A 17,785-nucleotide genomic window follows, 5' to 3' on the forward strand; every position below is an offset into this window, starting at 1 on the left:
GGACTTTGCTTTTGGAGCGAACGCAGCCAAATTTTGTTCTGATTAAGGCGTGATGAGGGAACATAGCCTTAGCTACGTGACCGAAGAACAACGAAGAGCAGGACAAAATTTGGCAAGAGCAGCCCGAAGTGTAAAATCCCAACACGCTCTTAGTAACTGAAAATCAGAACAATGGATACGCCTAAGTATGAAAAGCTGTTTCCGGTGCTGCTGTTCAGCATCGGCGCTTTCGGCTTGAATAACCTTTTTCAAATCCCGGACTGGTACGATGAAGTACAGGCCAATGCATGGACTTTCTCCTTTCAGCAAGTCGATGTGGCCGAAATCATATTATATGCCACAACAAGCTTCGCTTTCTGGCTGGTTTGGAAAAGCCGCTCGCTGCACGAAGTCTTTTGGCCGGCCTTCGCCTACGTTGGGGTGATGCTCTTCAGCAGTAGCTGGTCGCTGCTCTTCTTCGGGATGCAGTCGCCCCTCGCTGCATTCGTAAACATGGTCGTCCTCACTCTTACAATCGGTATAGCTGCTCTGCAATTTCACCGCTATCACAAAGCCGCTGGCTGGCTAATGGCCCCCTGCTTTTTAGGTGCCGTCGTTTTTGCTTTCAATAACTTCCACCTCTATCAGGTCTACACACAAATTGTGAATGCATAACAACGCAAAAGTAAAACCAAAGTCAAAGATGGTTGTTATACTTTCAATAATTACTGAAAATAACGAAACGAGATATGAAAAGTGTCATCACTTGTGATATGGAGGGTCGGATAGAGACTTTCAATAAGGATGCAGAACAGATGTTCGGTTATCCTGCTGACGAGGTGATTGGAGTAGAACGGGTCTCCGCATTTTCTCCGGGCGAGATTGTATTGCAAAACGTACCCGTGTGGCTGGCAGAAGCCAGCAAGCACGGCAAATACGAAACCCAGACTAAATTTGTACGTAAAGACGGCAGCACATTCAATGCTGAGATCCGCGTGACCCCTACTTTTGCCAATGGCAAAGCAAATGGACAGACCGGCTACTGCGGTGTAACCAAAGAGATTGAGCAGGAAGTCAACCCGCCTATCAAGTTCTCCACCAAGCTTATCAAAGCGCTGGCGATTACGCGCATGCCTTTTCTATCGGCAGTGCTGATGCCCGCTTTTATTGGTGGGGCCTATGCTTACCACTACGCATTAGGCACACCGGGCACATTCAACTGGTGGCTCTTCAGCCTGGCTGTGATCGGAGTCGCCCTGCTTCACCTGGGCAGCAACGTCATGAACGATTACTTTGATGTAAAAGACGGTACAGACGGCGCCAACAACGACTACTTTCTGCAATTTTCCGGTGGCAGCCGGGCCATTGAGCTCGGTCTGATCACCCTTGAGGGCACCAAGCGGTTAGGGCTATCGCTTATTGCGGTAGCAACGGTTATTGGAATTTACCTTACGGCGATGACCGGATTAACTACCTTGTGGATCGGTCTTGCCGGACTGGCAATTGGGTATTTATACACCGCTCCACCGGTACGCCTTGTTGCCCGCCGCGGCTTGGGAGAATTAGGCATTTCGCTTGCCTTTGGCCCTCTGGTTACGCTGGGCGTCGTGTACGTCGTAACGCAGCAGGTCATGCCTATGGCCTTTCTAATCGGCTTGCCCGTCGGGCTGCTCACCGCAAACATACTGCTCATCAATGAGTTTCCAGATGCCGAATCGGATGCGCAAACCGGTAAAAACCACCTTGTCGTTACTTTTGGTAAGGAAAAAAGCACTTTCATCTATCTTGCTATTCTGTTAATGGCTTTCCTCTCCAATCTGGCGATAGTCTGGTTGCTGCCAAATACCAACGCTTGGCTTATCGGGGTAAGCGTGGCTTCCCTTGCTGCTGGCCTGATGATTTTCCGGCACATTCGTGTTCACTATCGCGACCGGGAACTGGTCACTTCCAACAAAAACACAATTGCACTGAGTGCCCTCACAGGTCTCCTGACCGTCATTGCACTCATCATTGGATAAAAAACACGTTTTGGTTTGATCTGAAAAGTCCCGGTACGTTTGTGCCGGGGCTTTTTTTATGGGGAATTACCAAAGGTTGTTGGCCTTAGAGCGGCTGGTGCTGACCCCTCAATTTTGCTTTGGCCATATCGCCTGAGGCATAAAAAACCTTCATCAGACCCCTTTCTAGCGAAAATTCGCAAAATTTTTGCCCCCTTCCTTTACTTTTTGACCAGAAGCCCCTAAATTAGTAGCGAAAATTCGCTGGCAGGGTTTTTAGTGTTTGTAAAATAGCTTTTGCCCTTCTGATCTAAAGCGGACCCTGAGCACGGACGGCTCCAATCAACAAGCAACTTTAACTACGCATTAGGCTACTAAAATAAGATTTAACCATGCAAGACACGCTCAGCAAAATTGACGTACTCCAGGGCGGCGAATTCCTGATTAGCGATACGCCTTCACCGGAGCATACTTTCATCCCGGAAGAGATGAATGAGGAACAACTCATGATACGGGATACGGTCCGGGACTTTTTGAATACCGAAATCCTGCCAAACATCGACCGCATTGAGGCACAGGAAGAGGGGTTGGCGCCACAGCTACTGGAGAAGATGGCGGAGCTGGGCTTGCTGGGTTCCCATATGCCGGAAGAATACGGTGGTATGCAGCTGGACACCAATACCAACACCATGATCTGTGATGTTTTTGGGCCGGCTGCCGCATTCACAGTTTCTTACGCTGCGCATACGGGTATTGGTATGCTGCCAATCCTCTACTTCGGTGATGAGTCGCAGAAAGCCACTTACCTGCCCCGCCTGATCAATGGTGAGCTCAAAGCCGCCTATTGTCTGACTGAGCCCAGCTCAGGTTCTGATGCCCTGGCCGCTAAGACCCGCGCCGACCTGAGCGAAGACGGTAGCCACTACATCATCAATGGTCAGAAGATGTGGATTTCCAATGCCGGCTTTGCGGATATTTTCATTGTTTTTGCGCAGATTGACGGTGATAAGTTTACCGGTTTCATTGTGGAGCGCAACTTAGAGGGGCTCACCCTGGGTGCAGAAGAGAAGAAACTAGGCATCAAAGGTTCTTCTACCCGTCAGGTGTTTTTCGAGAATGTAAAAGTGCCTAAAGAGAATGTACTGGGTGAAATCGGCAAAGGGCACCTCATTGCCTTCAATGCGCTGAATATTGGCCGCTTCAAGCTGTGCGCCCTTTGTGTAGGCGGCGCTAAGAAAAGCGCTGAGACTGCCGTAAAGTATGCTAACGAGCGGATTCAGTTCAAGCAGCCGATTGCCAACTTCGGTGCCATCAAGCACAAGCTGGGCGAGCAGGCCATTCAGATTTTTGCAGCGGAGAGCGCGATGTACCGCGTATCTCACCTCCTGCAGGAAAAGAACAAGTCCCTTATTGCAGAAGGTATGGGTTTTGCAGAAGCCAAGCGTCAGGCTGCGGAAGAGTACGCCATCGAGTGCGCCCTGCTTAAAGTGCTGGGGTCAGAAGTCTTGGACTACGTAGTCGATGAGACCCTGCAGGTCCACGGTGGCATGGGCTACTCCGAAGAAGGCACTGCTGCCCGCGCTTACCGTGATGCCCGCATCAACCGTATTTACGAGGGCACCAATGAAATCAACCGCATGCTCTCTATTGACATGCTGTTCCGCCGGGCACTCAAAGGCAACCTCGACATCGTTGGCCCAGCCTGGGAAGTACAAAAAGAGTTGGCTTCTATGCCTTCCTTTGATCAGCCCGAAGGTGCCTACGCTGCCGAGAAGAAAGCGATCAAGGAATTCAAGAAAGCGGTGCTGATGACTGCCGGCTCTGCTGCCAAAATGCAGATGGACGGCGAGCTCAACCTCAAGGAGGAGCAGGAGATCATCATGAATGTCTCCGACATGTTGCTCGATACCCTCACCGCTGAATCCATGCTTATGCGAGTGGAGAAACTAGCCGGTATGGATAGCAAGGAACAGCCCCAGGAAATGTACGAGGCGATGCTGAAAGTCTTCATGACCGATGCCACCGCCCGCATTCACAAAAACGGCACCGATGCCTTGGTTTCCTTCGCAGAAGGTGACCTCCTGCGCACGATGCTGATGGGGCTGAAGCGCTTCACCAAGTACACGCCGACCAACGTCAAGAAAGCCCGCCGCATGATTGCGGACCGCATGATTGAGACGAACGGCTACTGTTTCTAAGAATTTTGTAGACAATGCTAGATAGGTTGAAAGCTCCGGGCGTTTGCCCGGGGCTTTTTTCGTGTACAACTGCTCCGGGTTCGCTTAGAGCTTGCTGGGAGGAAGTGCTCTATCTACGCGCGGAGGCAAAAAAACACCCCACCTCTATGGGAACGGAGGCGGGGCATCTGACGGCTCATTTCTTTCGCTTGACCGGCGTAATCGTGGAATTTAGAGGACTTATATTTTGGATATGCACCCCACGAATTTGCCAGCAGCTAAAAAATCAGCAGCGGTAATGGTATTGATTTGACTAAGAGCTTATTGGGTCAAACAAAACGAACAAGTTGTTTATAGTGCTTCATTGCGCCCATTCAGGCAATACGGTATATTAGAGCATGTAGTATCAAGCGGTCATCGCCGATATTTTCGGCTCGAAACTTCGAATTTCATGGATCAGCCGGTCATTGGCACGTGGTGCAAAGAGTGAAGCCATTCCTTCCCGGTCGTCCTGCACTTCAATGCGCAGCTCTTTAGCAAAACGCTTGGCCAGGTCGCCCATGCTGCAGGCAAAAGCTCTGGTTTTCCCCATCGCCATAAACTGATCGATCACAGCGGTACGGATCGGCTCATAGGGATCGAGCTGCAGCAGCATCTGCCGCTGTGTTTTGCCCTGAGTGGGTTTGCCCATCGCCATGAGTTTGCGCCTCAGCCCCGTGGCAGAGTAGCCCAGCACTTCAGCCCGGTATTTCCACCAATTTGCGGTCTGCCCGCCGTTACGGGCTTCGTAAACTTTCAGGTGGCTTTTCTCTGCAGCATCCTGACAGGAAACCATGCTCATCACTTTAGCCAGCTCCAGTACTTTCATTACATCATCCTTGTTGAGCTTCGCACTGTTTTCCTGTGCCTCTTCGGTCTCCGTATAAGACAACAGCTTCGCGTACTTCAGCTTTACCTTGCTCTTGGAGGCCAGGCAGATGAGTTTTGCCAATTCTACTGTCAGGTAGTAATCCTTCAGTATCGAATTGCCCTTTATCTTCCGGGTGGCGAAATCGCGCAACTTTTCAGGGCGGCGGATATTATCGCGGAACTCGTAGACATCAGTGATCCACCGTTTTACATTGGTGGCATAATGATGGTCTGTAAGTTGCAGCGCCTGATGCAGTTCGGTGGCGGCTACAACTTTTGTTCCTTTTTTGCTGATGTAAATGGGCAAGTCCATATGCTACGTATCTGATTACGTATACAAAAATGCAAGAAATGTTTTTAATTGTCAAGTTTTTAAACAAATAATTTTCATCCTTTTGATACCTATTGGTTATTTGAATACAAATACTTGTTTTTCAAAGTATTACAAATTTTATTTTAAAACCAATTACTATCTATTAAAACAGACATCATTTTTTTGATTATACCTTTCCGCGCAAATGCTGTTAGGAAAACTACATTAGTTTGAAATATTAGGCTTTTTGTTTTTACCGCCGCTCATACCATTACCAAGCCCCCGCCGACTACTTGGGCCGGGCGGGGGCTTAGAGCTTGTTTGGAGCGGTTTCGTCATGAAAATCAAGGAATTGTGGTTCTGGCTAAATCTTTTTTTGCGCGTTTGGCGAGCCAAATAAGCTAAAAAAGATGACGCCAGAGCCTGCCCCGCATTTCTGCGGGGTTCATAAGTCCTTGGTTTTCAATAGGACCAAGCTCCAAACATAGTCTTAGTGAAGACCCTCGTGTGGTATCGCTTAAAATTGACCGTTCGCCTCCCGGTAAATGACGGCAAGCACCACTTGTCCGACCGCCCGGAGCGTACGCTTATCGATGATATCCAGATCGTCATTGTGCGTATGCCAATGCTCGCCGAAGCCGGTCTGCGTACCTTTTGTACGGTTGATGATATCAATCATAGGGATACGGGCGATAGTATTGACATAATAGTGGTCGTCCGTGATGGCTCCGCCCTGTTCGTTCACGAAGTAGTTGCCGTAGCCCATATTTTGGCCCAGTTTCCATACCTTATTGACTACCTGCGGCGCATATTGCATAGAGAAATACTCTTTAGGGAAGCGTGCGCCCTGCGCGCCTACCATGTCGAGGAGGATACCGTACTTCGGCTTCTGTGCCCCACTGACGTGGGGGTTGCGCGACCAGTATTGGGCCCCCAGGGCATAAGTATCAGGGGTTTCTCCGCCGCTTTCGCCATAGTCTTCCGCATCAAAGAGCACAATATCCACCCCCATCTCAATGGGGCTGCCCTGTAGCTGCCGGGCAATCTCAAGCAAAACCGCAACACCACTACCGCCATCGTCAGCACCCAGAATGGGGTCGTCCCGGCGCTCCTCATTGATAGGGGAATCTGCGAACGGGCGGGTATCCCAGTGGGCAGCGAGCAGGATGCGTTTCTGAGCACCCGGATTGAACTGCGCAATGATATTGGTAGCCTGCAGCATATCACCGGTGTAGGCTTCGACCTCAAAGTCCTGCTCCGTAACCTTGGCGCCGTAGCTTTTAAACTGCTTCACCAGCCAGGCTTTGGCTTGCCGGTGCGCCTCGGTATTGGGCACACGCGGGCCGAAAGCGACTTGCTGCGCTACGTAGGACAGGGCAGAATCGCGCTCAAATTTAGGAACACTGACTTTTTCCTTTGGAGGCGGGGGCGGAATGCTTTCGCTGCTGCCTCCGTCGCTGCTACAGCTATTCAGCAGCAACAACAGGCTGAACCCGAGGACTATAGACACTCTTTGCATGATCATATTTGCTTAAAACTTAGTTATTGGGCGAGGTGAAGTGCTTCCAGCCTTGTGCTGTGATGTCGTGCAGCTTGCCCCCCTGGGAATTGAGCTTTACCCCATCCGCTGCCGGGACGATCTCCCCGGCAATGTATATATCCGCCATGTACTTCACTTTATCCAGGTCTTTGGGGTCAACGGTAAAGAGCAACTCATAGTCCTCCCCGCCGCTCAGCGCCACCGTGATCGGGTCCATATTGAAATCTATGGCCTGGAATTGTGCATCTTCATGGATAGGTACCCCACTTTCTTCTATCAGGACTCCAACGCCCGATTGTTTGGCGATATGGAAAAGCTCCGAAGCCAGCCCGTCAGAAATATCGATCATGGCCGTTGGCACCAGGTTGGCTTTGGCAAAAGCCTCGATGATATCTTTGCGGGCTTCCGGTTTCAACTGCCGTTCCAGCAGGTAGTCGTGCCCTTGCAGTTTAGGCTGCAGCTCAGGGTTAGATAAGTAAAGCTGCTTCTCCCGTTCCAGAATTTGCAGGCCCATATAGGCCGCACCGAGGTTGCCGGAAATGCAGATTAAATCCCCTACTTTGGCGGTGTTGCGGTAGGTAAGGCGCTCTTTGTGCCCCGTCCCGATAGCCGTCACACTGATCACCAGCCCTTTGGGAGAGGAAGTGGTGTCACCGCCCACAAGATCTACCTTATACACTTCGCAAGCGGTGCGGATACCGTCGTAGATTTCTTCCATCGCCTCCACGGAGTACCGGTTGGACAAAGCCACCGATACGGTAATTTGCTGAGGGACAGCATTCATGGCGTAGATGTCGGAGAGGTTGACCACAACGGCTTTATAGCCTAGGTGCTTAAGGGGGGAGTACATCAAATCGAAGTGGATGCCCTCCACCAGCATGTCGGTAGATACAACGGTCAGCGCATCCTGATGATCAATAACGGCTGCGTCATCGCCTATCCCCCTGACAGAAGATTTATGGTACAGCGGAAAGCGCTGCGTCAGATGGTCAATAAGCCCGAACTCTCCGAGTGTATTCACATCAGTGCGCTTGGGCGGCTTGGATTGGTTGGCCATAATAAAACTTTCTCTTTTGGCGCGCAAAGGTACGGCCAAACTTGGTAGTTTGACGGAAATGAAGGGACAACTTTCCTGTACACCATTGCCTGGCACAGGAAGTTGCCCTCTTTTGTTGCTGCCCGTAACTTACAGTTGCTCGATTTTCTTGAGTAATTCCTGGGTTTCGGTGTAGTCTTCACCACCCGCTTTAGCCAGCTCTATGGCTTTTTTGGCGGCGGCTTTAGCTTCTTTCTTCTGGCCCAGTTTGTAATGCAAGGCAGCCAGTGTATCATTATTGTAAAAGGAAGGTTCAATTTCTACCGAACGCTTTGCCCACTTCAGGGCTTCATTCAGCATCTTCTGATCATCCACCCCTTCGTAGAAAGACCAGGCGATGGAATTGAGCTCATTGGCATCTTCAGAAGGGTAATCCCGCAGGTAGTCTACCGCAGCCTGTGGATAGGCGATGGGGTCATTGATACGGTAGTAGTTCATTTTGAAATTCGCGAATACCGGCCCGGGGTTATCAGGAAAAGCTTTCCTGAACTGGGCTTCGGCCTTTTCCATCATCTGACCCTCTCCTTCTTCGGCACTGAGCGACTGCAGGATGGCCCGCTGTAATTTGGAGCTTACATACTGCTTACTGAACAGCGTTTCGTAGGCTTCCCGCCGCTTGGTGATTTCCTGGAAGTAGGGATCGTCCAGTTGCGTGGCAGCCTGGAATACCAACTGCATTTCCGTTTCGCCAGTCCAGTCTTTTTGAGCACTCAGGTATGCACTGGCCACTTCATTGGCATTGGCGGCCATAGCGCCCGCAGCAGCCATCGCATAGTTTTTGAGAAACGCAGGGTCGCGCTCCCCTGCTTCAAACTTCCGCTCCATAGTAACGAGCTGCCTGGAAGGGTCCTGGGCTTCCCGGCCCAACTGCACAAAAGCTTCTGCATCCTGATAGCCCACTGCCCGGTGTACGAGCTCACCGCTGGCGTTGACAAAAAGCAAGGTAGGATATGCGCGCACGTTGTACTTACGAGCCAGGCCCACGCCCTCTCCTTTCTCCATATCAATTTTGGCATTAACGAAATTGCCATTGTAGTATTCACCCACTTTGGCCTGTGTGAACACATCCCGGGCCATCATCTTGCAGGGGCCGCACCAGGTAGCGTAGGCATCTACAAAAATCAGGCGGTCCTGGTCAGCAGCCTTGGCGAGTATTTTCTTCCAGTTGCCTTCTTCAAACTGAATGCCTTCCTGAGCAAAGCCAGCAATAGCAAAAGCAGCGATGAAAGCTAAGGCGATGGATAGTTTCTTCATTGGTATGATGGTTTATTGAATTTGCTTGATGTAGTGCTCTACTGCCCGCACTGCCAGGGGGCTGTCCCCTTCGGCCATTTGCAGGGCCCAGTTCGCGGCTTCCATTGCCGCGGTACGGTTCCCATTGAGCAGCAGTATATTGGAATAGACGAGCACATGTTGGTATTTAGTGGTCTGCTCAGCAGCTTTCCCGGCGACATCCTCCGCTTCGCCCAGCACCTTGCTGTCGTTTTTGAAGGCCTTAGACATATCCGTGGCCAGGGCCGCCAGGGCCTCAGGGTCTTCATCAATACACTTTTTAGCGTATTTTTTCGCCGCCTTACGGTAGTCATCAGCCTGCCCCCGGGACTGATAAAACGCCATTTGAGCTTCGAGCTCGAAAGACTCAGCCCCTTCGCCAAGGTGGTCGTTGGCTTTGCCGATGACCTCTTCCAGCAACATCTCACTATCGTACTTCAGCGCTTTTTCAAGAGTTGCCTTGCAAGCCCGGCGCAGCTGATCAGCGACAGCGGTTTCCCCCATCAGGGCAGCAATAGCCTCCCGCCGTTCTGCCATCATATTAAATAGCTTGGAGTCGGCTTCCGTGGCGGCTTCAAATAAGAACTTGAGGTTGACCTCAGCGTCGAGGTCGGGGTCGGTATCAAAGTATTCGTTAGCGACCCTGAGGCTCGGCTCGCCGGCATTATTCAGCGCTTTGACGTAGCGGTACAGGAAGGCGGGGTCACGTTCGCCTGATTCGTACTGTGCCTGATACTCCTCGAGATTGTCCGCTTTGGAAAGGGCCGTCTGCCCTAGTTTGACCAACCCTTCAGCCTGTTGTGCACCTTTGGCTTTTTGCACGATTTCTCCTTCTGCATCGATGAAAAACAAGGTTGGAAAAGCAGAAACCGGATATTTTTTACGGAACTCCAGCCCCATGCCTTTCTCCATGTCAATTTTCATATTGATGAAGTTGCGGTTGAAGAAAGTGCCGACTTCCTCCTTGGGGAAAACGTCGCGCGCCATGCGTTTGCAGGGGCCGCACCATTCGGCATAGGCGTCTACGAAAATAATTTTGCCTTCCTGTGCCGCTTTCAACAGCGCGTCTTCCCAGGAGCCATGGTAAAATTCAATGCCCTGAGCAGACAATTGATGCCCGCTACCTAACAAGAACAAGGCGCCTAAAAAGAGTTGAGTGATTAGGTTTCGCTTCATAACTTACTCCGTTACTTTATTTTTTTCCTGAAATTCTTTGACCACTTCATTAGCCGTTTTACCCGATTGAACGACTTCGAGCAGCATTTTAGCGTCTTTGGCAATAGGGTGTTTGGGGAATTGCTGCAAAAAGACAGTGTATTTTTCTTCGGCTTTCGGCATATTCTCCAAGTCGTTATCATAGGTGAAGCCCTGGAAAAAGATGGACTCCGGCACTTTTTCGAAGTCGGGGTATACCGTAACCACACGGTCCCAGGTATCTACAGCTTTCTCGTACTGCCCGATACCTCTGGCAACTGCGGCCGACTTAAAAAGGAAATGAGGCGCGAGAGAATCTTGCTGGAACCGGTCAGCGTAAAGTGCTGATTTTTCAATAAGGCTCACTGCAGATGCCGTATCAATCGTTGGATTGTCCATCTGCTTCTTGAGGGTGCCTTCCAGCGCGAGAATTTCTTCAGACAGCCGGTCTTTGGACTTATCTTCATCTGCCATGCGGTCGGGGTCTCCGCATGCAGCAAGCCCCAGTGCGATAATGATGATGGTTAAATAGTGCAGGGTTTTCATAAATGGGTTACTTGGTATTGATTTAAGTATTCTGAAAGTAAGGAATAAACCGCACATAGCCAAGGTCAAACCTTGGAATACCGGGCAATCAGGCGTTCGAACCACACGTTTGGCAACAGCCGTTTGAGCACCAGGGAGAGTCTTTGCAGCGGCTTCCCTACTGCATAAAACGGATGAAGGGGCTCTCTGTTGATGCGGCGCGCAATAGTTTGGGCGACGGCTTCAGCGGGCATACCTTCTTCCACTTCCTGATCGATGATCTGATAGGCGCGCGCAAAGCTCTCTGCATAGGCACCCTCCGGGTTGTAGGTCTTAATCCGGTTGGCGTTGATATTGGTCTGAATATCCCCTGCGTGGATTCCGGTAACCTGAATGCCAAAACGCCGGACCTCCAGGCGCAAAGACTCCGTAATCAGATCTACCGCAGCTTTGCTGGCGCAATAAATGCTACGGTAAGGCAACCCTACCCGTGCACCTATGGAGCTAATCGTAAAAATCTGCCCTTTCCCCTGTTGCCGCATGATCGGTAGTACGGCACGGCAAACCCTTATCACGCCTAAAATATTGGTATCCATGACCTGCTCTATCTCCTCCATTTTACTCTCCTCCAAGGGCCCGGCAATGCCAATTCCAGCGTTATTGATTACCACATCAAGCCGCCCCGCTTCCCTCACCACCTGCTGAACAGCAGCCTGTACGCTTGATTCCTTTTGCACATCCATCGCAGTCATTCGGATGTTGCCCTGATCGCCTTTAGGGGAACGGCTCGTACCGAATACGGTATGCCCCTGACGGCTAAGTTCGTAAGCGAGCGCTTGCCCTAATCCCGAGCTTGCACCAGTAATGAGGATGATCTTTGACATAGACAGGTTAGATTAACCAGGTAATTGACTGGCAAGATAAGTCTGGTTCATAACAATAACATACCAACAGGAAGATAGGATAAAAAAAAGCCGGCACAATTGTATGTACCGGCTCCCAAAATAAACACCTAAAACCCTATTAACTTATCTGAAGTTCATACCTAACAAGCAGTTCACTGCCCGTTAAATGAGTGATTACCTGATCTCAATGCGCTTCACAGGTGTGCCTTTGATTTCATCTTTCTTAGGCAACTCAATGGTCAGTACGCCGTTTTCGTATTTGGCTTCAATGCCTTCCCCGTCTACAGATTTAGGCAGTTGGAAATTGCGGCTGAAAGAGGCATAATTGAATTCGCGGCGCACGAAGTTGTCTTCTTTTACCTCGTCTTTATGCTCCTTCTCCGCTTTGATCATCAGGTGATCATTTTCTACCTGAATATCGAAGTCTCCTCTTTCGAGGCCTGGTGCAGCGACCTCAATTCTGAAGTGCTCATGGGTTTCAACAACATTCACGGAAGGCTGTGCCATTGTAAAGTCAGCCCCCATGAAATCAGTGATAGAGTTACCAAAGAAATTTTCAAGTACTTTGTTGATTCCCAATGGGTTGTAATTCGCTAAGTTTCTCATGGCGTTTCGTTTTTATAACAAAAAAACAGGTTTTAAAATTCACTGCTTTGTGTAAAAGCTATGTCAGTTAGGCAACCTCTACCTTACGGGCCGGGCGGGGCTTCGCTTCTTCTTTTTTAGGAAGGTTGATCAGGAGCACGCCTTGCTCGTAGGTGGCGTCCACTTTTTCCGCATCAATGAGTTTGCCAATGCGAAATGAACGCTGGAAGCGGTAGTTACCGAACTCCTGCCGCTTGATGCTTTCGCCCTCGCCGGCATTGTAGTCTTTCTCAACTTTGATGGTGAGCAAGCCCTTATTGAGTTCGATCTCGAAGTCAGACTTCTGCAGGCCTGGCGCAGCGACTTGAAGTACAAAGTTGTCCTCACGCTCGATAACGTTCACCGCAGGCTTGAAGGTGCGGTTAGCTACCGGGCGGTGGGAGGCTCCAAAGACTTCGTTGATCACACGGTCAAAGTCGGTGAAAAGCGATGGTGCTGTAGTGCGGTTTGGCTTAACGGTTACAAGTGTCATGGTCGTATTCTTTTTTTTTGTTAGTGGTCTGATTGAAAGTACACTTCACTATATGCAATTGGCATACCAATCCGGATGAGCGGACAAACTTGCCGGGAGTCAAAAAAAATAATGACACTTTGACACCTTTGGCTCACACGTGGTGACAAAATGACAGTTAAAGCTTAATTAAGGAGCGCTCAGAGGACGCCAATTAAGGCGTATCTCCCGGAACGTTGCGGGCTTTGCGTGCAATATTCCTGGATGGGAAGGGCGCGGGAGATTTCACGCGGAGGGGCAGCAGGGGGGCTTACAGAGGGCGCCAAGCAAATCTGAATGAACTGATTTTCCTATCTTGCTCTCCGCAAAAAGATAGACCATATGTTTCAGGACAAGATTTTTGAAGGTAAGACCGCATTAGTGACCGGCGGCAGGAGCGGCATTGGGTACGAAATTGCACGGCAGTTGCTACACTACGGTGCTGAGGTATACATCGCCTCCCGCAAGGAGGAGCCCCTAAAAGCAGCCGCAGCGGAGCTTAGCAAACTGGGCACCTGCCACTACTTTGCGCTGGACATCCGGGAACCTGAGAAAATCGATGAGCTAGCCACCTACATTAAGGACCAAAGCGGCAAGCTAGACCTGCTGATCAACAACGCGGGCGGGCAGTTCCCATCGCCGGCGGAAGGGATTGCCCGGAAGGGCTGGCTGGCGGTCATCAATACCAATCTGAACGGCACTTGGTTTATGACGCAGGAGATGGCCAACTCCTTCTTCCTGCCGCAGGAGTCGGGCTGCATCGTCAATATCATCGTAGACCACTACCGGGGCTTCCCGGGCATGTCGCATACCGGAGCCGCACGGGCAGGTGTAGACAACCTAACGAAATCTTTAGCGGTGGAATGGGCCAACCGCAATGTGCGTATCAACTCGGTGGCGCCAGGCATCATCAAGAGCTCAGGCCTGGAGAATTACCCACCTGAGATGGTCGCGCAGGTCAGCGATACGATCCCCGTGAAACGCCTGGGCAAGGTGGAGGAGGTAGCAGAAGCGGTCCTCTTCTTGTCGCTCGCTGATTACGTGACCGGTGAGACGCTTTATATAGACGGTGGCTCCCGCCTGTGGGGCGATATGTGGCAGGTGTAAACGCCCTGCCCAATCAAAAAAGGGCAAGCTTCTGCAAGCCCGCCCTCTGTATCTTAGATTTTTAGTCCTTATTTTCTACTCTTCCAACAACTTCGGGCTCATACCCATATTGGAGAAGCCCCCATCGTGGTAGAGGTTCTGCATCGTCACCATACGAGTGAGGTCAGAGAACATCGTCACGCAATAATCGGCGCAAGCCTCGGCAGAAGCATTGCCCAGAGGCGACATTTTATCCGCATAATCGAAGAATTCCTGGAAGCCTTTGATGCCGCTGCCAGCTGTTGTAACAGTGGGAGACTGTGAAATGGTATTCACCCGCACCTTGTTCTTTTCTGCAAAGTGGTAGCCAAAGCTACGGGCAAAAGACTCGAGCAGGGCTTTGGACTCTGCCATCTCGCTGTAGTCGGGGAAGGTACGCTGTGCAGCGATGTAGCTCAGTGCGAGGATAGAGCCCCAATCACTCATGGCATCCATCTTGTAGAGCTGCTGCATCACTTTGTGGAAGGAAATGGCAGAGATGTCCAGCGTCTTTTGCATCCACTCGTACTTCAGGTCAGTATACTCGCGCTTTTTACGCACATTGAGCGACATCCCGATGGCATGCAGTACAAAGTCAATTTTGCCGCCCAAGACTTCCTGAGACTGAGTAAACAGCTTTTCCAGATCCTCCTCGCTTGTGGCATCAGCTGGGATCACTTCGGCGTTCAGCTTTTCCCCCAACTCCTGAATACCGCCCATGCGCAGGGCAACGGGTGCGTTGGTCAGGGTAATAGTGGCGCCTTCTTCCACGCAGCGCTCGGCTACTTTCCAGGCGATTGATTTGTCATCAAGCGCACCGAAGATGACGCCGCGCTTTCCTGCTAGTAAGTTGGTACTCATATCGTTTGGTTTCTACTTTTTAATGTCCTTGCTTGATCCATTTCGTGCTGCACGAGACGGGTCAAAGTTTTGATGATATTCAGTTGCTCTGCAGCAATAGTTCTTTTGCCGTATTGATGGCCGACTCGCTGGGCGGGTCTTGGCTGAGCATCGTCGCAATAGCGTACACCCGGCCTTCCATTTCCAAAGGCCGGACCTCGGTTACGGTACGGTCTTCCTTTTCTTTCTTGTACACAAAGTAGTGAGCATTGGCCTTGGAGGCAATCTGTGGGGAGTGGGTGATGGACACCACTTGATGCTCATTGCTGAGCTGCCGCAAAATAGAGCCCATCTTCAGGGCTACATCTCCGGAAATGCCCGTATCGATCTCATCGAATATCAGCGTAGGCAGCGGGATGGCGCTGGCCACGAGGGATTTCACCACGAGGGTCAGGCGGGACAATTCACCACCCGAGGCCACATCCTTGATCAACTGCAGGCGCCCACCCCTATTGGCTGCGAAGAGGAAGTTGACTTCGTCGAAGCCAGTAGGCTCGAGGTCTTCGGTACGGCTAATGTCGACTTTGAGCTTGGCGTGAGGCATAGACAGCTGGCCCAGCATTTGTTCGACTTTATTCTCAAAACTGCCCACCACACTGTGCCGGCGGGTACTGAGCTCTTCAGCCATCGCTTCGAGCTGTTGGCGTTGTTGCTGTGTGGACTTTTGCAGCCGTTCGATTTCCTGGCTCAGGTCACCGATATCATCCAACTGCTTTTGCAAGTCTGCCTGTAGCTCGAGCAGCTCATCAATAGAAGCCACCTGATGCTTGTTTTGCAGGCGGTAGATCATATCGAGGCGCTCCTGTACCTCCTGTGTACGCTCGGGGTCGTGCTCCGTCTCATCAGCGATAGACTCAAACTCCTGGGCAATATCCCGCAATTCCTCCATCAGGCTACTGAAACGGCCATACAAGCTTTCAATACGCCGGTCGAAGCTGCTGACGGACTTAATAGACTGAGTGAGTTCTTCCATTTGCCCGACCACCGAGACTTCGCTCTCAGACAACTGCTGAAACGAAGCCGCCAGGGTGCGCTTGATGTCTTCGGCGTTAGTCAGCCGGCTCAGCTCTTCCTCCAGCTCTTCCTGCTCACCCTCTATCAGCTCAGCTGTATTGAACTCTTCCAACTGGAATTGGATAAACTCAAGTTCTTTAGCCGATTGCCTTTGCCGGCTGATAAGGCTTTGAAGTTGTTTTTGGTCTTGCTGATAGGCCGAGAAGCGCTTCTGGTACTTTGCCAGCAGTGGGCGGTTCTCCGCAAGGGCATCCAGCAGGCGGAGCTGAAAGGAAATCTTATGGATATCCAGGTTATCAAACTGCTGATGCAGGTCAATGAGGGTAGAGCTCAGGTCCTGCAGCACGTTGAGCGTCACCGGTGTATCATTGACAAACGCCCGGGATTTGCCGGAAGGCGTAATTTCCCGCCGGATAACCACCTGCGGGTCGAAGTCCAGGTCGTGCTCATCAAAGAAGCTCCGCAGGTCGTAGGCTTCCACGTTAAAGAAGCCCTCAATGGTACACTTGGATTCCAGATTATAGAGAGACTTGATGTCCGCACGCCGGCCCATAACCAGACCCAGTGCGCCCAGCAATATAGACTTGCCGGCGCCGGTTTCACCAGTAATGATAGTGAGCCCCTTCGAAAAGTCGATCGTCAACTCCTCAATGATGGCATAATTCCGGATGTGAAGGCGCTCAATCATAGCGAATGTTCAAAATTTGCAGGGCAAAGGTACGGCTTTTCCCGATTACTGGAGCCCGGTTAAAAGATGGCATTTGGTGTCCTGCTGCTACCCGTTGCCCGAAATTGGTCAATTGCAGCCGCTTATCAAAGTGGTTGCTCAATAATTTGTCAGCAAATACGTTATTTTGCCCCGGATTGATCCACGACATACGAACTAAAAGAAACCGAATAATGAAAAAATTACTATTTACCCTTCTCTCTGTTGTTGCCTTGCTTTGGAGTTGCCAAACTGATGGTAGTTCAGATTTGGTGGAAACCGACCTGATGCAGCACGGTGTACCTGTTACGATTATGGCTCCGGACAGTGCTAAAGTCAAGGCCCGCAATATGGGTACGCTTATGAAAGACGTCACGGTCAAAGGTGAAGGCAATTACGACCTGCAGATTATGGCTTCGAGTGCGACGACTAGTGACCTGGCGCGCGTCAAGGCGGAGCAGCTTTCGACCGTCAAGACCAACCGCTACTTCTCCCGCATCGTCACCGAGGAAGAGAACGGCTTCCTTTATGAAGTGGCTCTCGACAGCAACAACCTGAGCTACAACTTCCGCTACATCCACCTGCAGGGCGATCAGGAGATCATCTTCTCCGCTGGTATGGCCAGCACCTTAACTCAGGAGGAGGCGGAGCGGATTTATGAGGCGGTGAAGCAGTAAGGGAGAATGATGGAGGGGTAAGCTTCATGAGCAAACCTGATACGCGTCTTATCTGGTGCATGAACCCAAGCCGGTGTTGGGACATTCACCCGGTGTGCTACATTTCAAAGGCAAGTACGCCCGGCGAAAGTAGTGCCTTAGAGCATGTTTGGAGCTCGTTACTATTGCAAATCAACGCTTTATGAACCCCGCAGAAATGCGGGGCAAGCTCTGACTTCCTCACTAAATTTTTCATTTAGCCCGCTAAACTCAAATTTAGTGACTTTGCCAGAACCACAAATCCTTGATTTTCATGACGAAACCGCTCCAAACATGCTCTAA

16 protein-coding genes are annotated in these 17,785 nt (G+C 50.8%); 5 read left to right on the top strand and 11 right to left on the bottom strand.

Translation table 11 applies throughout. The features are described from left to right. Window positions 1–171: 171 nt before the first annotated feature. The 3 genes from RIC19_RS09240 (at window position 172) to RIC19_RS09250 (ending at window position 4,174) form a co-directional block, all read left to right on the top strand. A complete protein-coding gene (locus tag RIC19_RS09240) occupies window positions 172–654 on the top strand; it encodes a TspO/MBR family protein (RefSeq protein WP_350178020.1) in 483 nt (160 codons plus the stop codon). 74 nt (window positions 655–728) lie between these two features. Next, window positions 729–1,997, top strand: a complete 1,269-nt coding sequence (locus RIC19_RS09245; protein ID WP_350178021.1) for a prenyltransferase — start codon at window positions 729–731, stop codon at window positions 1,995–1,997. A 371-nt stretch (window positions 1,998–2,368) separates the two neighbouring features. Beyond that, the gene (locus RIC19_RS09250; protein WP_350178022.1) at window positions 2,369–4,174 is read left to right on the top strand and encodes an acyl-CoA dehydrogenase FadE; all 1,806 of its coding nucleotides are present in this window, start codon (window positions 2,369–2,371) and stop codon (window positions 4,172–4,174) included. A 385-nt stretch (window positions 4,175–4,559) separates the two neighbouring features. Here the strand turns inward: RIC19_RS09250 and RIC19_RS09255 are convergent, their stop codons facing one another. The 9 genes from RIC19_RS09255 to RIC19_RS09295 form a co-directional block, all read right to left on the bottom strand. Next, window positions 4,560–5,375: a hypothetical protein gene (locus RIC19_RS09255; protein WP_350178023.1), complete on the bottom strand. Its 816-nt coding sequence runs from the start codon at window positions 5,373–5,375 to the stop codon at window positions 4,560–4,562. A 517-nt stretch (window positions 5,376–5,892) separates the two neighbouring features. Beyond that, window positions 5,893–6,900, bottom strand: a complete 1,008-nt coding sequence (locus RIC19_RS09260; protein ID WP_350178024.1) for a M28 family peptidase — start codon at window positions 6,898–6,900, stop codon at window positions 5,893–5,895. Between the two features lie 13 nt (window positions 6,901–6,913). After that, window positions 6,914–7,972, bottom strand: coding sequence for a thiamine-phosphate kinase (thiL, locus tag RIC19_RS09265; RefSeq protein ID WP_350178025.1), 1,059 nt, complete (start codon window positions 7,970–7,972; stop codon window positions 6,914–6,916). 129 nt (window positions 7,973–8,101) lie between these two features. After that, a complete protein-coding gene (locus RIC19_RS09270; RefSeq protein ID WP_350178026.1) occupies window positions 8,102–9,265 on the bottom strand; it encodes a thioredoxin family protein in 1,164 nt (387 codons plus the stop codon). Between the two features lie 12 nt (window positions 9,266–9,277). After that, entirely contained in the window at window positions 9,278–10,459 is a 1,182-nt protein-coding gene (locus RIC19_RS09275) for a thioredoxin family protein (protein WP_350178027.1), read from the bottom strand. Window positions 10,460–10,462: 3 nt separating this feature from the next. Then, window positions 10,463–11,023 (bottom strand): tetratricopeptide repeat protein, encoded by a 561-nt coding sequence (locus RIC19_RS09280; RefSeq protein WP_350178028.1) that lies wholly within the window; start codon window positions 11,021–11,023, stop codon window positions 10,463–10,465. Window positions 11,024–11,088: 65 nt separating this feature from the next. Further along, window positions 11,089–11,886, bottom strand: a complete 798-nt coding sequence (locus RIC19_RS09285) for an SDR family oxidoreductase (RefSeq protein ID WP_350178029.1) — start codon at window positions 11,884–11,886, stop codon at window positions 11,089–11,091. A 195-nt stretch (window positions 11,887–12,081) separates the two neighbouring features. Then, window positions 12,082–12,513: an Hsp20/alpha crystallin family protein gene (locus RIC19_RS09290; protein ID WP_350178030.1), complete on the bottom strand. Its 432-nt coding sequence runs from the start codon at window positions 12,511–12,513 to the stop codon at window positions 12,082–12,084. 67 nt (window positions 12,514–12,580) lie between these two features. Next, window positions 12,581–13,024 (bottom strand): Hsp20/alpha crystallin family protein, encoded by a 444-nt coding sequence (locus tag RIC19_RS09295; protein ID WP_350178031.1) that lies wholly within the window; start codon window positions 13,022–13,024, stop codon window positions 12,581–12,583. 360 nt (window positions 13,025–13,384) lie between these two features. On the opposite strand from RIC19_RS09295, the gene RIC19_RS09300 reads away from it, so the two are divergent. Then, window positions 13,385–14,149 (top strand): SDR family oxidoreductase, encoded by a 765-nt coding sequence (locus tag RIC19_RS09300; RefSeq protein ID WP_350178032.1) that lies wholly within the window; start codon window positions 13,385–13,387, stop codon window positions 14,147–14,149. Window positions 14,150–14,224: 75 nt separating this feature from the next. On the opposite strand, the gene RIC19_RS09305 is transcribed toward RIC19_RS09300, so the two are convergent. Together RIC19_RS09305 and recN are read right to left on the bottom strand one after the other, a co-directional pair. Further along, entirely contained in the window at window positions 14,225–15,028 is an 804-nt protein-coding gene (locus RIC19_RS09305; protein ID WP_350178033.1) for an enoyl-ACP reductase FabI, read from the bottom strand. A gap of 79 nt (window positions 15,029–15,107) precedes the next feature. Further along, window positions 15,108–16,769 (bottom strand): DNA repair protein RecN, encoded by a 1,662-nt coding sequence (gene recN / locus RIC19_RS09310; RefSeq protein ID WP_350178034.1) that lies wholly within the window; start codon window positions 16,767–16,769, stop codon window positions 15,108–15,110. Window positions 16,770–16,981: 212 nt separating this feature from the next. Here recN and RIC19_RS09315 point away from each other — a divergent pair, with 212 nt between their 5' ends. Further along, a complete protein-coding gene (locus tag RIC19_RS09315) occupies window positions 16,982–17,464 on the top strand; it encodes a hypothetical protein (RefSeq protein WP_350178035.1) in 483 nt (160 codons plus the stop codon). Window positions 17,465–17,785: the final 321 nt, after the last annotated feature.

It is taken from the genome of Phaeodactylibacter sp. (assembly GCF_040219495.1).
In the GTDB taxonomy this organism is placed as follows: Bacteria; Bacteroidota; Bacteroidia; order Chitinophagales; family Saprospiraceae; genus Phaeodactylibacter.